Raw genomic sequence first — 17,665 nt, forward strand, 5'->3', positions numbered from 1 at the left:
ACTATGCTGTTGTTAATTCTTCTACCATTGGTTCTTCAGTTGCTAAACGTTCTAAGGCACGTTTAAATTCAATAGGCATTACTTTCACAAAGTTACCTAAACTAGTTTCCCAATTTTCCAATAATTCTTTTCCTTTATTACTATCGGTGTAAAGCACGTGCTTTTCGATAGTTTGTTTTAATTCTGTTGCATCGTCTGATGTGATGTCTTCAAATTCGATAGTTTCTGTATTACATAAACCATTTACAAATTTGTTTTCAGGATCATAAACATAAGCAATACCACCACTCATACCAGCAGCGAAGTTTCTTCCTGTTGAACCTAAAACAATCACACGACCACCAGTCATATATTCACAACAGTGATCACCAACACCTTCAACTACTGTCTTCGCTCCAGAGTTACGTACTGCAAAACGTTCACCTGCGATACCATTTATATAGGCTTCACCTTCAACGGCTCCAAATAAACAAACGTTACCAACAATGATGTTGTTTTCAGCAATAAAGTCTGCTGTAGCTGGTTTTTTAATGATAAGTTTAGCTCCAGATAATCCTTTACCTAAGTAATCATTGGTATTTCCTTCAACAGTAAATGTTAAACCGTGTGCTCCAAAGGCTCCAAAACTTTGTCCTGCAGAACCAGTAAATTTGATGTTTAATGTGTCTTCAGGTAAACCTAAGTGACCGTATATTTTTGAAATCTCGTTACTTACAATAGCACCAACCGTACGGTTAATATTGTTGATAGGATACGATAAGTTCGTCTTTTCCTTTCTGTATAATGCTCTATGAGAATCTTTTAGGATGGTAAAATCTAGAACTTTCTCAAGGTTATGATCTTGAATCTCTGTATTTCTTACCGTTAATTCTCTATAAGCGCTTGGTCTGTGTAAAATGCTAGATAAATCTAAACCTTTAGCTTTATAATGCTTGATTGCTCTGTTGGCATTAATTTTATGCGTTTGACCAACCATTTCAGCTAGGGTTCTAAATCCTAATTGAGCCATAATTTGTCTTAACTCTTCAGCAATGTAGAAGAAGAAGTTAATCACGTGCTCTGGAGTCCCTTTAAAGTTTTTACGTAACTCTTTATCTTGAGTTGCGATACCTACAGGACACGTATTTAAATGACACTTACGCATCATGATACATCCTGAAGCTACTAAAGGAGCCGTTGCAAAACCAAATTCTTCAGCACCTAATAAAGCAGCGATGGCTACATCACGACCTGTTTTTAATTGGCCGTCACATTCTACAACGATACGGCTTCTTAAGTTGTTTAGAACTAAAGTTTGTTGTGCTTCCGATAAACCAAGTTCCCAAGGTAATCCAGCATGTTTTAAAGAAGTAAGCGGTGAAGCTCCTGTTCCTCCATCATATCCTGAGATAAGAACAACATCTGCTTTTGCTTTGGCAACACCAGCAGCAATGGTTCCTACACCAACTTCTGATACTAATTTTACGTTAACACGTGCCTCACGGTTAGCATTTTTTAAATCGAAGATTAATTGTGCTAAATCCTCAATAGAATATATATCGTGATGCGGTGGTGGAGAAATTAATCCTACGAAAGGTGTTGAATTTCTAGCTGAAGCAATCCATGGTAATACTTTTTCACCAGGTAATTGTCCGCCCTCACCAGGTTTTGCACCCTGAGCCATTTTAATTTGAATTTCCTTCGCATTAGATAAATAATGAGAAGTTACTCCAAAACGCCCTGAGGCAACTTGTTTGATAGCAGAGTTTCTACTATCACCATTCATATCTTTTTGGAAACGCTTACGATCTTCTCCACCTTCACCAGAATTAGATTTTCCTCCAATACGGTTCATAGCAATGGCTAAGTTTTCGTGCGCTTCACGAGAAATTGATCCGTAAGACATCGCTCCCGTTTTAAAACGTTTTACGATTTCTGTCCATGGTTCTACTTCCTCTAAAGGAATAGGGTCTAAGTTGTCAAACTCAAATAATCCACGGATGGTCATTAAGTTTTCAGACTGTTCGTTTATGGCTTTTGAATAAACGTCATAACTGGCTTGATCACTTAAACGAACCGCTTGTTGTAGTTTTGCAACTGTAGTTGGGTTAAATAAGTGACGCTCACCATTACGTCTCCATCTGTAATCACCACCAATGTTTAATCCTAAACGCTTGTCGATTAAATTATCTGGATACGCTTGTTTGTAACGTTCGTTTATTTCTTTTTCTATTTCGTAAAGTCCAATACCTTCAACTCTTGAAGCGGTGTAAGGGAAGTACTTTTCAACAAATTGAGAATTGAAACCAACGATTTCAAAAATTTGAGAACCTCTGTACGAGTGTAGTGTAGAGATTCCAATTTTGTTCATAATTTTAAGAATGCCTTTTCCAATGGCTTTGTTAAAGTTATCAACGGCTTTTTGCTCGTCCATACCTTCAATAAAACCTTCTTTTACTTGCATTCTAATAATTTCATTCACCATATAAGGGTTAATAGCACTAGCGCCATAACCAAATAAGGTTGCAAAATGATGTGGTTCACGAGGTTCTGCAGATTCGATAATAATATCGAAATTAGAACGCTTACGTAAACGGTTTAATTGGTGATTCACATAAGAACAAGCCAATAAACAAGGTATTGGAGCAAATTCTTGGTTGACACCTCTATCAGAAAGAATAATGATGTTTGTTTTTCTTTCTAATGCTTTTTCTATTTGTTTTACTACATCTTCTAAAGCATCTTCTAATCCGTTAAGACCTTGTGCTTTTGGATATAATATATGAATAGTTTCAGCTTTAAAAGCTTCAATAGAAATGCTTCTAATTTTTTCTAAATCGGCATTTGAAATCACCGGGTTTTGAATACGAAGCTTTCTACATTGTCTTTCAGTAATACTGAAAATATTTCTGTCTTTACCTAAGGCTAAGCTTATATCGGTTACAATTTCTTCACGAATACCATCCAATGGTGGGTTTGTAACCTGTGCGAATAATTGTTTGAAATAATTAGAGATTAATTGAGGCCTGTCAGATAATACAGCTAAAGGCGTGTCAATACCCATAGAACCTAAAGCTTCTTTGCCGCCAATAGCCATTGGTGTGATGACTTCTTGAATATCTTCAAACGTGTAGTTAAATAAACGTTGTCTTGTTTTGATATCAATCGTTTCAATTGGGCAAGTTTCGCTTGTGTAAGGCACATCTTTTAAATGTAATCTTGTTTTGTCTAGCCATTCTTTATATGGTCTTTCTGATACAATTTTACTTTTAATTTCTTCATCACCAATAATGCGGCCTTCATTCATGTCTACCAAGAACATTTTTCCTGGCTCTAATCTACCGTGTTCTTTAACGTCTTCTGGAGCAACTTCAACCACACCAATTTCAGATGACATGATTAGTTTTCCACTTTTTGTTACGGTATATCTTGATGGTCTTAAACCATTTCTATCTAATAAAGCACCTACGTAGTCACCATCTGTAAAAGGTACAGAGGCAGGACCATCCCAAGGTTCCATAATACAAGCGTTATACTCGTAAAATGCCTTGCGTTCTTCAGACATGGTTCTGTGTTTTTCCCATGCTTCAGGAATCATCATCATCATGATTTCTGGTAAAGAACGTCCGGTGTGTGTTAATAATTCCACAACCATATCCATAGAAGCAGAATCTGACTTTCCAGGAAGGATGATTGGGAATAATTTATCAATTTGTGGTCCGAAAACATCAGATTTCATGATTTCTTCACGAACACGCATTCTACTAACGTTTCCACGTAACGTGTTAATTTCTCCATTTTGACACATAAAACGGAATGGCTGTGCCAATTCCCAAGTAGGCATCGTGTTGGTAGAGAAACGTTGGTGTACTAAAGCCAAGCGCGTTACTAAATCTATTTGCTGTAAATCGGTATAATATGGTCCAATATCTTCTGGCATGATAATACCTTTATAGATAATGGTTGTATTTGATAAACTTGGTACGTAGAAATAAGCACTTTCAGAAATTTTAGATTTACTGATGGTGTGCTCTGTTATTTTTCTAGCAGCATAAAGTTTCGCTTTAAAATCTGCTTCAGAAATATCTTCTGTTTTGCCAATAAAAAGTTGCTCGATATTAGGCTCAGATGCTAACGCAATCTCACCTAATTGTGAAGAATCTACAGGAACTTCTCTCCAGCCTAAAACACTTAATCCTTGGGCGTGAACCTCTTTTTCAAAAGTGGTTTTACAAAAAGTATATTGGTTGGCTACTTTTGGTAAGAATACCATGCCAACCGCGTATTCACGTTGTTCAGGAATATTGAAATCACAAACACGAGTAAAATAGTCGTGAGGAATATCTATTAATAAACCAGCCCCATCACCAGTTTTTCCATCGGCACTTACACCACCACGGTGTTCTAGTTTTACTAGAATTTCTAAAGCGTCATGAATGATTTGATTTGTTTTCTCTCCTTTAAGATTACAAATAAAACCCGCGCCACAGTTTTCATGTTCGAATTCTGGCAAATAAAGTCCTTGTTTCTTCAGCATAATCAACAAATATTGGTTTTAAAAACTTGAGTTGAAGGGTAAAGATATGGACTAGTTTTCGATTAGCAATAGGCTGTAATTCATTATTTCGGTTTTAGGAGAGAACCTTATATTATTATAGTGATATATCAATATTACTGGGATTTTTTAATAAATATTCAAACCTAAAATTCATATAAATCTATAGATGCTCAATTTAATGCAAGTAAATGAATTAAATATTAGGGTAATGTTATCCAATCATTGAAAACACTGACAATTATTCAAATCTCTAAGTTGTTAAAAAATCAATAATGTAAATTTTATTGAGAATACCCTTAAAAAAATAGGGGTAAAAATGGAAAATCGATAAAAGTGAATCAAATACCCCTATTTTTTATGGGGTTTAAAAATTTTTAACATAAGTTTGGCTCGTTCTTAAGGGATAAGGATCTAAGAAAATCAACCAAAAACTAACAAAAACTAAATCTTAGGTCTTCAATATTAACAACTTAAAAATGATAACAATTATGAAAAAATTATTTACACTATCAGCATTATTATTAGCCACTGTGGTTTTTGCTCAGGATGAACCAAAAAAATTATCTGTCAGTGGATCTGTTGATGCTTATTATCAAACCTATTTATCTGCTCCAGATAATGAAGGTGCTAATTTCGGAACTGCTTTTGCTAAAAAATCTGGATTCGCCTTAGGTATGGGTAATGTTATTTTTGCTTATGAGGGTGAAAAAGCAGGAGCCGTTCTTGATTTAGTTGTTGGGCCAAGAGGTGCTGAAGCAACATTTAATAGTGATATTGTTGATGGAATTGTAAACCAAGCTTATGTTTACTGGAATGTATCTGACAAAACTACCTTAACTTTTGGTCGTTGGAATACCTTTTTAGGGTATGAAGTAATTGCACCTGCCGCAAACTTTAACTACAGTACGTCTTATTTATTCTCAAGCGGGCCTTTCTCTCATATGGGTTTAAAAGCAGATTTTGCATTATCTGATGACTTTAGTTTAATGTTAGCTGTAACAAATCCTTGGGATACTAATGATACTTCTTTCTCTGGGGAATATGCTCTTGGAGCTCAATTAGGGTTCTATGGTCAGTTTCTTAACCTTTATTACGACAGTGGTAATCACGGAGGTTTAGGATTCGAGATTGATTATACTGGTGGATTTGATTTATCTGATGCCTTTTTCTTAGGAATTAATGCAGCTTATAACGATAACGATGGTGAAGGATTCTACGGAGCTGCGCTATATCCTCAATTTGCAACTTCTGATTCTTTTTCTATAGGTTTAAGAGGTGAGTATTTTGCTTTACATGGTGACGGTGATGATTTACCATCTGTATTCGCTACAACTTTAACAGGTAGTTATACTATCGAGAACTTAATCCTTAAGCCAGAGTTAAGATTAGATGCTTTGTCTAATCAGGATGACGGTATGTTCTACGGAAGCTTTATTGATAATGATGGTGCGCCTGCTAATAGCTTAGCTGCTTTCACTCTAGCTGCAATCTACTCTTTCTAAGAGAAGAACCTATCTAACACCAAACCAAAAAAAATAGGAGGATAGAATAAATAACCAACCAACCCTTTTTATCCTCCTTCTAATTATCTAACCAAAAATATATTATTATGTCAATATTAAATATACCTATAGTTATTCAAGATGTTGCTGCAACCAAAGCAGATGTTGATGCTATTATTGGAGACATGGGGATGTTATGGATGCTTATTTCTGGTATCTTAGTGTTCTTAATGCAAGCGGGATTCACTTTAGTAGAGTCAGGCATGACAAGAGCTAAAAACGTGGTGAACATTGCTATGAAAAACGTTTTAGATATTGCCGTTGGATCGATCGTTTTCTGGTTCATGGGGTATTCTATTATGTACGGATCTACCGGAGGGTGGATTGGATGGAGTGGTTTTATGTATAACCAAGGGCCAGCTGATTTATTCTTTCAAACGGTATTTTGTGCTACAACAGCGACGATCGTTTCTGGAGCTATTGCGGGTAGAACAAAATATACAACCTATATCTTATTCTCATTAATTATGACAGCTGTGATCTATCCAATTTCTGGAGGATGGCAATGGAATGGCGATGGATGGTTAGCTCAAATGGGCTTCATTGATTTCGCTGGGTCTTCAATTGTACACGCTGTTGGTGGATGGGCTGCCTTAGTTGGTGCTGCTTTAGTAGGGCCAAGAATTGGGAAATACATTAATGGTAAAGCTGTGACTATACCAGGACACAACAAATTATTAGCAACTTTAGGTGTTTTCATCTTATGGTTCGGATGGTTTGGTTTCAACGGTGGTTCTCAACTTGCTTGGGGTGGTGCTGATGCAGAAGGTGGATCTATGGTTGTATTAGTAACAAACCTTGCAGCTTCTGCTGGTGCGGTTGGTGCGCTTTTCTTATCATGGATTAAATACAAAAAACCAAATTTAGATATGACTTTAAATGGTGCCTTAGCTGGTTTGGTGAGTATTACTGCAGGTTGTGGAAACATGACTGAAGGTGGGGCTTTAATCGCTGGTTTTATTGGTGGTATTATCGTGGTATTCTCAATGGAATTTATTGAGCAAAAATTAAAGATTGATGATGCTGTAGGTGCAGCTTCTGTACACGGTGTTTGTGGTGCATGGGGTACCTTAGTTATCGGTCTTTGGGGTGTAGATGGTGATACAGCTATTGGTTTATTCAATGGTGGTGGATCTGCACAATTTGTAACACAATTAATAGGAACCTTGGCTTATGCAGTATGGGCTTTATTAACTTCATTTATTTTCTTCTTCATCCTTAAAAAGACATTAGGATTAAGAGTTACTGAAAATGAAGAGGTAGAAGGGTTAGATCTTTCTGAGCATGGTACTTTAGCTTACCCAGGGAAAAGACAAAGAGAAATAGAAGATTAAGTTCTTCATATATAAGTAACATAGATTTTTTATTTAAAAAAAAAGAATGTTCAAAAGGATTAAGTAGTTAATTTTAAGTTTAAAGAAAGAATGCCTGCTAATTTTAGCAGGTGTTCTTTTGTGTTAAGCAATTTTAAATTCACATCTAGTTAGCAAGAAAAATCTGATTGAAGGAATTTATTTTTTACATTTGAAATCTAACCATAAAAACTAAATAATATTATGAAAAAAATTGAAGCAATTATTAGAAAATCTAAATACCGTGTGGTAAAGGAAGCTCTTCATGACGTTGGAGTGAATTTTTTCTCGTATTGGGATGTTACTGGTTTAGGTAACGAAAAGGAGGGACACGTTTATAGAGGTGTTTCTTATAGTACTAGTGATATTCAACGTAGACATTTGGCTATTGTTGTAAATGATGATTTTGAAGAAATCACGATTAACACAATTCTTAAAGCTGCATCAACTGGCGAAGTTGGTGACGGAAAGATATTCGTTTCTGATGTTAACGAATGCTACAGAATACGTACTGGAGAAAAAGGAGGCGAGTCTTTAAAATAAATAGAAATTAACACGAAAAACTAATTATAGATTTATGGAATTATTAACAATTAACAATGTATGGATGATGATCTGTACAGCTCTTGTTTTCTTTATGCATACAGGTTTTGCATTTTTGGAAATTGGATTAACGAGACAGAAAAACACAATCAACATCTTATTTAAGAACATCTTTATCATTACTGTTGGTTTACTTCTTTATTATATTGTAGGATTTAACCTTATGTATCCAGGTTTTGCAGACGATTCTGCTGGTATTTTCGGTTTTGCAGGATTTGGATTTGATATTCCTTTGAATGCTGAAGGAACATTAGATTTGGCATATAATGAAGGGTATACCTACTGGACAGATTTCTTATTCCAAGGGATGTTTGCTGCTACAGCTGCAACTATTGTTTCTGGTGCAGTTGCTGAACGTATGAAAATTGGACCATTTATGATTTTTACAGTGATTTATGTAGGTCTTGTTTACCCAATTGCTGGTTCATGGAAATGGGGTGGTGGATTCTTAGACCAATTAGGGTTTTATGATTTTGCTGGTTCTACTTTAGTACACTCTGTTGGTGGATGGGCTGCCTTAGTAGCGGTTTATTTATTAGGTTCTCGTATCGGGAAGTTTAAAAACGGAAAACCACAAGCGATTCCAGGACATAGTATTCCTTTAGCTACGGCTGGTGTATTAATCCTTTGGTTAGGATGGTTCGGATTTAACGGTGGTTCTGTACTTTCGGCTGATCCAGAATTAACTTCTATAACTTTAGTAACAACTTGTTTAGCTGCTGCAGCTGGTGGTGTTGTTGCTGCTACTGTATCTTTCTTTAAATATAAAAACTTAGATTTAACCATGTTCTTAAATGGTATTTTAGGTGGTTTAGTTGGTATTACAGCTGGCGCAGATGTGATGACACCAGAAAGTGCTATTATAATCGGTGCTATTGCTGGTGTACTTATTGTTTTTGCTGTAAGCTTTGTAGATGCTATTAAATTAGACGATCCAGTAGGAGCTATTGCTGTACACTTAATTTGTGGTATCTGGGGAACTTTAGCGGTTGGAATCTTTTCAACAAACGGAGAGCACACTTTTATGGCACAATTAATCGGTGTGTTATGTTACGCAGGTTTCTGTTTAGTGACATCTTTCTTAATTATTTTTACTTTAAAGAAAACAGTAGGTATTAGAGTTTCTGAAAGAGAAGAATTAGAAGGATTAGATGCACATGAGCACGGAATGGATGCATATCCTGATTTCAGATTGAATGAGCACTAAAATTTAGTTTAGAACTGCTATTATCAATTCATATTCAAAGAAAAAGTGCTTCACATATTGTGAAGCACTTTTTTTATTCTATTAAACGGAGGTGTGCTGAGATTACTTAGAGCTACGTTCAAATTATACGTAGGATCACAGAGTTTTTTGACATGAATTATTGGGTGCTGTTGCTTTTCGTTTTCTCACCTTTGCAGGAAATAGAATTACTCAGAGCTTATACAGAGATAGCATTGAGGTTCATAAAGCTTTATTTAGATACCAATTTCAATAATTTTACATGCTACACCTTTACACCTTTACATCTTCACGTCTTGAGGAGAAAGTGAATGAGTTTCGCGGCTCAGATATAATTTTTGGAAACAAAAAAGCCCTTCAAATTTATTTTTGAAGGGCTTTTATAAGTTATAAAAAGTATGATTTATGCTGAGTTTCTACTCGCGTTAATATTACCAAATAAAGAACGTGTTACGATTTTTTCGTAAATCAATTTATCTGGATCATCTGCGGCAACACCAGCTTTTTCTAGTTCTTGAATCTTTTTAAGGGCATACTGCTGAATGGTTAATAACGGTAATACAATAGATTCTCTAACTTCAATTGAAGCTTTTCCAGTTGGTTCATTTTGCATTAAAGTATCATAGCCAGTAAGCTTCAATAATAATCGTTTAGTGGTTTCGTATTCCGTGTGAATAATGTTCCAGAAATCACCAAACTCTTCGTCTTTAGACATGTACTTCGTTAAATCGAAGAATGATTTTGTTAAAGACATCATACTGTTTTCAAGTAGGGTTTTAAAGAATTTATTGTTCCTGTAAAGTTGTTCTACTTTATGGAATTCTCCACGATCTTCGTATTGTTTTAAAGCAGTTCCTACTCCGTAAAAACCTGGTACGTTTTGTTTTAATTGACTCCATGATCCTACAAATGGAATGGCTCTTAAATCAGAGAATATTAATTTATCTGAAGTTCCACGTTTAGAAGGTCTACTACCAATATTGGTTTTTGCATAGTATTTTAAAGTACTCATGCGTTCCAAATAAGGAATAAACATTTCGTGACTCTTAAAGTCTTTGTAAACCTGGTAGCTAGTTTCAGCTAAATCGGCCATAACTACGCGATCTTCATCTGAAAGGGTGTTTTTGTCACTTCCAATACGGTTGTTTACACCAGAACTAATCAGTTGTTCTAGGTTAAACTGTGACGAATTTAAAGTACCAAAGTTTGAACTAATCGTTTGTCCTTGAATAGTCAATTGTACTTCTTTATCCTCAATAGTTGGACCTAAAGAAGAATAGAAGTTATGAGTTTTTCCACCACCACGTGCAGGAGGTCCACCACGACCATCAAAGAATATGGCAGTAATGCCGTATTTTCTAGACATTTCTGTTAATAGCTCTTTGGCTTTATAAATACCCCAGTTGGCCATTAAGTAACCGCCATCTTTTGTTCCGTCAGAGAAACCTAACATAATAGTTTGTTTGTAACCTCTAGATTTTAAGTGGGCCATATAGGCTGGGTTGGTGTATAGTTGTTCCATAACACCAGGTGCGTTTTCTAAATCTGGAATGGTTTCAAAAAGTGGCGCCAAATCAACGGTTAAGTTGTCTTTAAAAGAAGCCATTTTTAGCATGGCAAACAACTGCATCATATTTAATGCGGTTTGGTTGTTACTAATAATATAGCGGTTAGCACCACGTTCACCATTGCTTTGTTGAATTTTTTTAATCGCCTGAATTGTTTTTAAAGTGTTGTAAGTCATCTCATCCTCAAAAACGTCTAAGTCAGTTAATTCATCTGTAGTTTTTGATAAGATATCAATTTGTTCTTCTTCAGATAAATCGTGATAGTTTTCAGGTAAACAGCTGTTTCCGCTTGCTAATAAGTGATCTACCACATTGGTGAAAACACTATGGTGAATTCTACTGTCTTGTCTAATATCTAAAGTTGCAAAACGGTAACCAAAAAGGTGAATTCTGTTAATCAAGTGGGTGATTTCCTTTTCGTATAATGATTGGTGTTGCTCAACAACAATTTCTCTAATACTTATAAGCTCTTCGGTTAACTCTTGTACAGAGATCGCCTTTTTACTTTTTAGGTTGATACTGTAATCGTAAAGAATGGTTTCTAACTTAATGATGCGATCTTCAACACCTTTAAAGGTTAGTTTTCTTCTTAATTGTTTAAGGTCTTCGTAATATTTCTTAAGAATAGCCTTTTTAAGCTTTTTGGCTACTTTTAAAGTTGTTTCAGGCTTAACAAATGGGTTTCCGTCACGGTCACCACCTGGCCAGAACCCGATGTTTATAATTTCATTATGCTTTTGACCATCGGCATAAATATTAGATTGAATGTAGTTGTATATTTTACCAAAAGAGGTGTAAAATACATTTTCTAAATACCAAATTAAACTTTTAGCTTCATCATAAGGGGTTGGTTTTTTATGCTTGAAAAAAGGTGTTTTTCCAAGTTGACCAAACAAGTTGTTGATGTCTCTTAAATCGTTTTTTTCTATGGCTTTGGTGAGGTCGGTGATAATTCCTAAAACCGATCCTGGATAAAATTGTGTTGGGTGCGCGGTTAAAACAATACGTACTTTAAACTCATCTAAGTAAGCTTTTAGCTCTTCCAGGCTGTTTTCATCTTGTGCCTTGTCTTTTAAGTTACGCAAGGTACCAACACCCTCCATGTTGTTTACTGTTGGAAAGGCAGCGTCTTCAATGGCATCAAATAATACCACTTGTCTTTCGATGTATTGAATAAATCTGAATAATAAATTAATCTGACTTTCTTTGTTTCTACGTCCTTGATATTTTTCAAAAAACGTATCAACTATAGTTGTAGGGTTGTCGCCGTTTTCAAAACCTTTTTTACAGGTTTCATGAAATAGCGGAAGTAGTACTCCAGTTTTCGTTACCGCATCAAAGGGTAATGTCATAAATATACTGTTGAATATTTGGTATTTTGACAAGACACTTTGATTGAATCGTGTTAATTTTGGCTCTATTGACATATAATCGTTCTATTGAAGTTTACGCATAAAAGTAGTAAAGCTTTAGCTAAACACATAGTCTTTATAAAGTTTTATCAATATTTATTGTTTTGCGAACGCTCTTTGTGAATAATGAAATAAAAGCCTTGATAAGGTTTAATTTTTATAATCAAATTTTGAAAGAAAAAACTGTAAAATGAATTAATAATGGGCGTTTTTCATGTTTTTTAGACATAAAGTGTAATGTTTAAGTATGATATTTATCATGTTTTTCGGCGAGATGTCGCGCTATCTTTGCAGATCAAAATATAAATTATGAAAAAGACACACTCGTTTCACATTCCAGTAATGGGTATTGGCTTTACTATTGACACACCGTTGAAAGTAGCCCAATACGGTATGGATTCTGTTATTTCTTTGGTAGACGATATTCTGCTAGAGAAATTGAGAAAAATGTACTCTGAGAAATTTGAAGTTCCTTACAACGAGATTACCGATAAAATTGATGATTTTAGAGCAAAAAGAATCACTTCATACTTGAATTTAGTAAGTGATTTAGCTGAAAAAAAGTTTGAGTCTCTAAAAAGCATAAGTTCAAAAAAGAGCGACGAGATATTAGCATACATCAATATGTTGCCTAATAATTCTACGCTTAAAGCGGAATTTAAAAAACTCACGGAAAAGGAATTTAATCTTGCTGAAGTTAAAAAATGGGCTTCAAAAAACTTAGTCATGGGCGCTATTGACGTGAACATTATGACTAAAGTAGATAAAGACAACTATAAGGATAACGAGCAATTACCTACTGAATATAACGATGCACATGCGGCTTTAAGAGGTTTTGCTAACAGTAAGCTGAAATCTTCAGTAGTGCTTTCTGCAGGAATGAACCCAAGATTGTACAGTTACATGGGACAGTTTGATGATTTCTTTCCAAATGCAAAAGGCGAATTCAACAAACGTATTATTCTTAAAGTAAGTGATTACCGTTCGGCTTTAATTCAAGGGAAGTTTTTAGCTAAAAAAGGCCTTTGGGTTTCAGAATATCGTATTGAATCTGGGTTAAACTGTGGCGGTCATGCCTTTGCTACCGATGGTTATTTATTAGGACCCGTGTTAGCCGAGTTTAAAGAAAATCGTGTGGCTTTACAAGAAGCCATTCAAAGTGTGTTGCTTCAAGAATTAGAAAATCAAGGAAAAACACTTCCGGAAACGGATTTAACTTTTGAGATTACTGCACAAGGTGGTGTTGGTACTGAAGAAGAGCATAACTTTTTAATGGAAGAATATAACCTAGATTCAGTAGGTTGGGGGAGTCCGTTTTTGCTAGTTCCTGAAGCGACTACTGTAGATGAAAAGACCTTACAAAAATTGGTTAAGGCTGAAGAAAAAGACTTGTATTTGAGTGATATTTCTCCTTTAGGGATTCCTTTTAACAATTTAAAAGACAATACAAAAGATTTAGAGAAACAGAAAAATATTGATAAAAACAGACCAGGAAGTGCTTGTCCGAAAAAATTTGTAGCCCTTAATAAGGAGTTCAAAGAAACAGGAATTTGTACGGCGTCTAGAGAATATCAGTTTTTAAAAATAAAAGAATTAGACGAGAAAGGTTTAGCTCCAAATGAATATAAAAAGGAACTGGATAACATTATTGTAAAATCATGTACCTGTGTTGGTTTAGGAACTTCAGCTCTATTGGCTTATGGTTTAGATACTAAAACCGAAGGCGAAGGTGTTTCAATTTGTCCGGGACCAAATATGGCCTATTATTCTAAGGTGATGAGTTTGGCTAATATGACCGATCACATTTACGGAAGAGCCAATATGGTCTCTCGTGTCGATCGTCCAAATTTATTTATCAAAGAGCTTCATATTTATATGGACTATCTTAAAAATAAAATGGAAGATGCTAAGGTGTCTATGAACAAAAAAGAAGAGAAATACTTAAAAACCTTTACAACCAATATGAAAGCTGGTGTGGCTTATTATAAAGGTTTGTTTAATGGGGTTAAAAATAGCTTTGATGATATTAAAGCATCAGTACTTAACGAACTCGAAACTAGCGAAGGGTTATTAAATCGCATTCAATTAGAAATAGACGAATTAGCTTTAGTAAAGGTTTAATAAACGGTTCTAATATAGATTTTAAAGACGCTTTGACTTTGTCAAGGCGTTTTTTATTTATAGCGAATTTATAATTGTATAGCAGGCGTGTCAATATTTGGTATTTCTATTTTGTTAATTTTTAAAGTAAATCTTTTCAAAAACGCTAAAAGATGCTATAAATAGTCAATAGGTCTTTAATTCATTGGTTTTTTTTGATAGAATCTCATTTATTAAAATTAATAATTAGGATATTTGTATCTTTATAGGTGGTTAAGAGCTACCAATTATGAATTTCAAATTATTCCAGTAAGCTTAAAATGGATTTAGTAAAAGAGATACAACGCCTTAAGAAGGAGAAGAATGCTGTGATTTTAGCACATTATTATCAGGTGCCAGAAATACAGGATATAGCAGATTATGTTGGTGACAGTTTAGGGTTGTCGCAGAAAGCTGCAGAAACCGATGCCGATATTATCGTATTTGCCGGTGTACATTTTATGGCTGAAACAGCCAAGATATTAAACCCAGGAAAAACTGTGGTTTTACCAGATTTAGATGCTGGTTGTTCGTTAGCAGACTCTTGTCCGCCAGACGAATTTGAGAAATTCACCAAAGCACATCCTGATCATATTGTGATTACTTATGTGAATTGTTCTGCGGAAATTAAAGCCTTAACAGATATTGTTTGTACATCATCTAACGCTTTAAAAATTGTAAATTCAATTCCAAAAGATCAGCCTATCATTTTTGCTCCAGATAGGAATCTAGGGCAATACATTATAAATGAAACCGGTAGAGAGATGCTACTTTGGGATGGAAGTTGTATTGTTCATGAGGCTTTTTCAATGGAAAAGTTATTGGATTTACACAAGAAATACCCAGATTATAAAATTATAGCGCACCCAGAGTCTGAAACACATATCTTAAATACAGCAACCTATATTGGTTCTACTTCAGGTATGATAGATTATGTAAGACAACATCAAGACGAGAAATTTATCGTGGCGACTGAAGCTGGGATTTTACATAAAATGAAGGAGGAAATGCCAAATACCGAATTGGTTCCGGCACCTGCAAAAGAAGATAATACCTGTGCTTGTAGTGAATGTCATTTCATGAAAATGAACACGTTTCAAAAATTACACGATTGTTTACTTAATGAATCTCCACAGGTTGATGTGGACGAGGCTATACGAGAACGTGCTTTATTACCAATTCAACGCATGCTAGACCTTTCTAAATAATGATGATGACTACAGATTATTTAGTGATTGGTTCAGGGGTTGCTGGCTTAACTTTTGCCGTGAAAATTGCTGAAAAGTTCCCTGAACGCAAGGTGGTTATCGTTACAAAAGCCAGTGAGGACGAGTCTAATACCAAATATGCCCAAGGAGGTGTGGCTATTGTTTTAAATAAGGAATCTGATTCCTTTAAAAAGCATATTCAAGATACTTTAATAGCTGGCGACGGACTTTGTAATAAAGAAGTTGTAGAGATGGTGGTTAACGAAGGTCCAGATCGCTTTAAGGAGTTATTACTTTGGGGTGCTAATTTTGATGCCAACGACGCCGGTAAATTTGACCTAGGAAAAGAAGGCGGGCATTCAGAATACCGTATCGCACACCATAAAGATATTACAGGTTTTGAAATAGAACGGGCTTTGTTAGCTACAGCACATCAACTATCAAATATTTCGATATTACCACATCATTTTGCTATTGATTTAGTGACCAATCACCATATTGAATCTAAAGATTCTAAAGATTTACGTTGTTATGGTGCTTATGTGATGAACCAAAAATCGGGCGAAATTTTCACCATAAAATCAAATAGTACTTTATTAGCTTCAGGTGGTATAGGCCGAGTGTACGGGCATACTACAAATCCGGTTATCGCTACAGGTGATGGTGTTGCTATGGCACATCGCGCGAAGGGCCGTATCAAAGACATGGAGTTTATTCAGTTTCATCCCACAGCATTATATGATGCTAAGGGTGAATCGTCTTTTTTAATTTCAGAAGCTGTTAGAGGTTTTGGAGCTATTTTACGAAATGGTAAAGGCTATCGTTTTATGCCTGATTACGATGAACGTGCCGAATTGGCTTCTCGCGATATTGTATCTCAAAGCATAGATAATGAGCTTAAAAAATCGGGTGACACTCACGTATTTCTTGATTGTACGCACCTGGATATGGAAGGCTTTATGGCGCATTTTCCAAATATTTATGAAAAGTGCTTAGAGCATCATATTGACATAAAAACCGATTGGATTCCAGTGGTTCCGGCTTGCCATTATTTATGTGGTGGCGTAGACGTAGATATGATTGGAAAAACAACCATTGATAATTTATACGCTTGCGGCGAATGTACACGCACAGGATTACATGGCGCCAACCGTTTGGCTTCAAACTCTTTGTTAGAAGCTTTGGTATATGCGCATAATATTTATAAAAACCTGTCGGAAGTAGAAAACACGGTGATCAACGTTGATATTCCAGATTGGGATGATGATGGTACTGTAATTCCTAAAGAACATGTATTGGTGCAGCACAACTTGAAACAAGTGCAAGCCATTATGCGTGATTATGTAGGGATTGTGAGATCTAACAAACGTTTAAAAAGTGCTCTCAAACACTTGGATGTGATTTCGAGTGAAGTTGAAGATTTGTATAAAGAATCAAGAATATCAACCACGCTTTGTGAGCTGAGAAACATGATTAATGTGGCTTATCTTATTATTTGGCAGTCTTTAGAGCGCACCGAAAATAAAGGGGGTTACTACAATTTAGATAATATTAAAAAAGAAACGAGGCCTTAATGCGTCTCGTTTCTTTTTTGTTTGATGTTCTGTTATGTTTATTGCTTCCCGAGCATTAAAAGTTGGTTGCAAACAACTTCAGTAATATAGCGTTTGACCCCAGATTTGTCATCGTAACTTCTAGTGGTTAATTTACCTTCAATAGCAACTTCTTTACCTTTTGCAACATACTTCTCAATAGTTTCAGCATGTTTTCCCCAAGCCACAATACTGTGCCATTGGGTGTCTGTAATTTTTTCACCTTTATTGTTGACGTAAATGTCATTGGTAGCCAAGTTAAATCGTGCTAATCGTTTTCCCGATTCTAAATTGATGATTTCTGGATCGTTTCCTAGGTTTCCAATTAACTGTACTTTGTTTCTTAGTGTGCTCATAATTTTTAAGTTTTTATGTTAAACAAGTTATCTGTCTTGTTGAGCTATGTGTTATTGTAGCCTCAGTAAGACATTACAAAGATGCAATGGCGGTCGTATTTTTGTCGGTAG

At 35.3% G+C, this 17,665-nt stretch carries 10 protein-coding genes; 7 read left to right on the plus strand and 3 right to left on the minus strand.

Annotation, left to right across the window (positions count from 1 at the left end; genetic code table 11):
- Position 1: 1 nt before the first annotated feature.
- Entirely contained in the window at positions 2-4,516 is a 4,515-nt protein-coding gene (gltB, locus tag F6U93_RS02855) for a glutamate synthase large subunit (RefSeq protein ID WP_225312525.1), read from the minus strand.
- A 509-nt stretch (positions 4,517-5,025) separates the two neighbouring features.
- Between gltB and F6U93_RS02860 the strand changes: the two genes are divergently transcribed.
- The 4 genes from F6U93_RS02860 (at position 5,026) to F6U93_RS02875 (ending at position 9,261) form a co-directional block, all read left to right on the plus strand.
- A complete protein-coding gene (locus tag F6U93_RS02860; protein ID WP_150936628.1) occupies positions 5,026-6,039 on the plus strand; it encodes an outer membrane beta-barrel protein in 1,014 nt (337 codons plus the stop codon).
- A 107-nt stretch (positions 6,040-6,146) separates the two neighbouring features.
- Positions 6,147-7,433, plus strand: coding sequence for an ammonium transporter (locus tag F6U93_RS02865; protein ID WP_150936629.1), 1,287 nt, complete (start codon positions 6,147-6,149; stop codon positions 7,431-7,433).
- Between the two features lie 222 nt (positions 7,434-7,655).
- Positions 7,656-7,994 (plus strand): P-II family nitrogen regulator, encoded by a 339-nt coding sequence (locus tag F6U93_RS02870; RefSeq protein ID WP_150936631.1) that lies wholly within the window; start codon positions 7,656-7,658, stop codon positions 7,992-7,994.
- 34 nt (positions 7,995-8,028) lie between these two features.
- Positions 8,029-9,261 carry an ammonium transporter gene (locus F6U93_RS02875; RefSeq protein WP_150936633.1) on the plus strand — a complete coding sequence of 411 codons (1,233 nt, stop codon included), beginning with the start codon at positions 8,029-8,031 and terminating at the stop codon, positions 9,259-9,261.
- Positions 9,262-9,682: 421 nt separating this feature from the next.
- Here the strand turns inward: F6U93_RS02875 and F6U93_RS02880 are convergent, their stop codons facing one another.
- Positions 9,683-12,274, minus strand: a complete 2,592-nt coding sequence (locus F6U93_RS02880) for a phosphoenolpyruvate carboxylase (protein ID WP_150936635.1) — start codon at positions 12,272-12,274, stop codon at positions 9,683-9,685.
- A 294-nt stretch (positions 12,275-12,568) separates the two neighbouring features.
- Here F6U93_RS02880 and F6U93_RS02885 point away from each other — a divergent pair, with 294 nt between their 5' ends.
- The 3 genes from F6U93_RS02885 to nadB all read left to right on the plus strand — a co-directional run bounded on the left by F6U93_RS02885 (position 12,569) and on the right by nadB (position 17,180).
- Positions 12,569-14,380 (plus strand): hypothetical protein, encoded by a 1,812-nt coding sequence (locus F6U93_RS02885; protein WP_150936637.1) that lies wholly within the window; start codon positions 12,569-12,571, stop codon positions 14,378-14,380.
- A gap of 299 nt (positions 14,381-14,679) precedes the next feature.
- Positions 14,680-15,606 carry a quinolinate synthase NadA gene (nadA, locus tag F6U93_RS02890; protein WP_150936639.1) on the plus strand — a complete coding sequence of 309 codons (927 nt, stop codon included), beginning with the start codon at positions 14,680-14,682 and terminating at the stop codon, positions 15,604-15,606.
- Positions 15,607-15,608: 2 nt separating this feature from the next.
- Positions 15,609-17,180, plus strand: a complete 1,572-nt coding sequence (gene nadB, locus F6U93_RS02895; protein WP_191963444.1) for an L-aspartate oxidase — start codon at positions 15,609-15,611, stop codon at positions 17,178-17,180.
- Between the two features lie 38 nt (positions 17,181-17,218).
- Here the strand turns inward: nadB and F6U93_RS02900 are convergent, their stop codons facing one another.
- A complete protein-coding gene (locus F6U93_RS02900; protein WP_150936641.1) occupies positions 17,219-17,554 on the minus strand; it encodes a single-stranded DNA-binding protein in 336 nt (111 codons plus the stop codon).
- Positions 17,555-17,665: the final 111 nt, after the last annotated feature.

Origin of the sequence: Pseudotamlana haliotis (assembly GCF_008806375.1) — a bacterium.
Classification (GTDB): Bacteria; Bacteroidota; Bacteroidia; order Flavobacteriales; family Flavobacteriaceae; genus Pseudotamlana; species Pseudotamlana haliotis.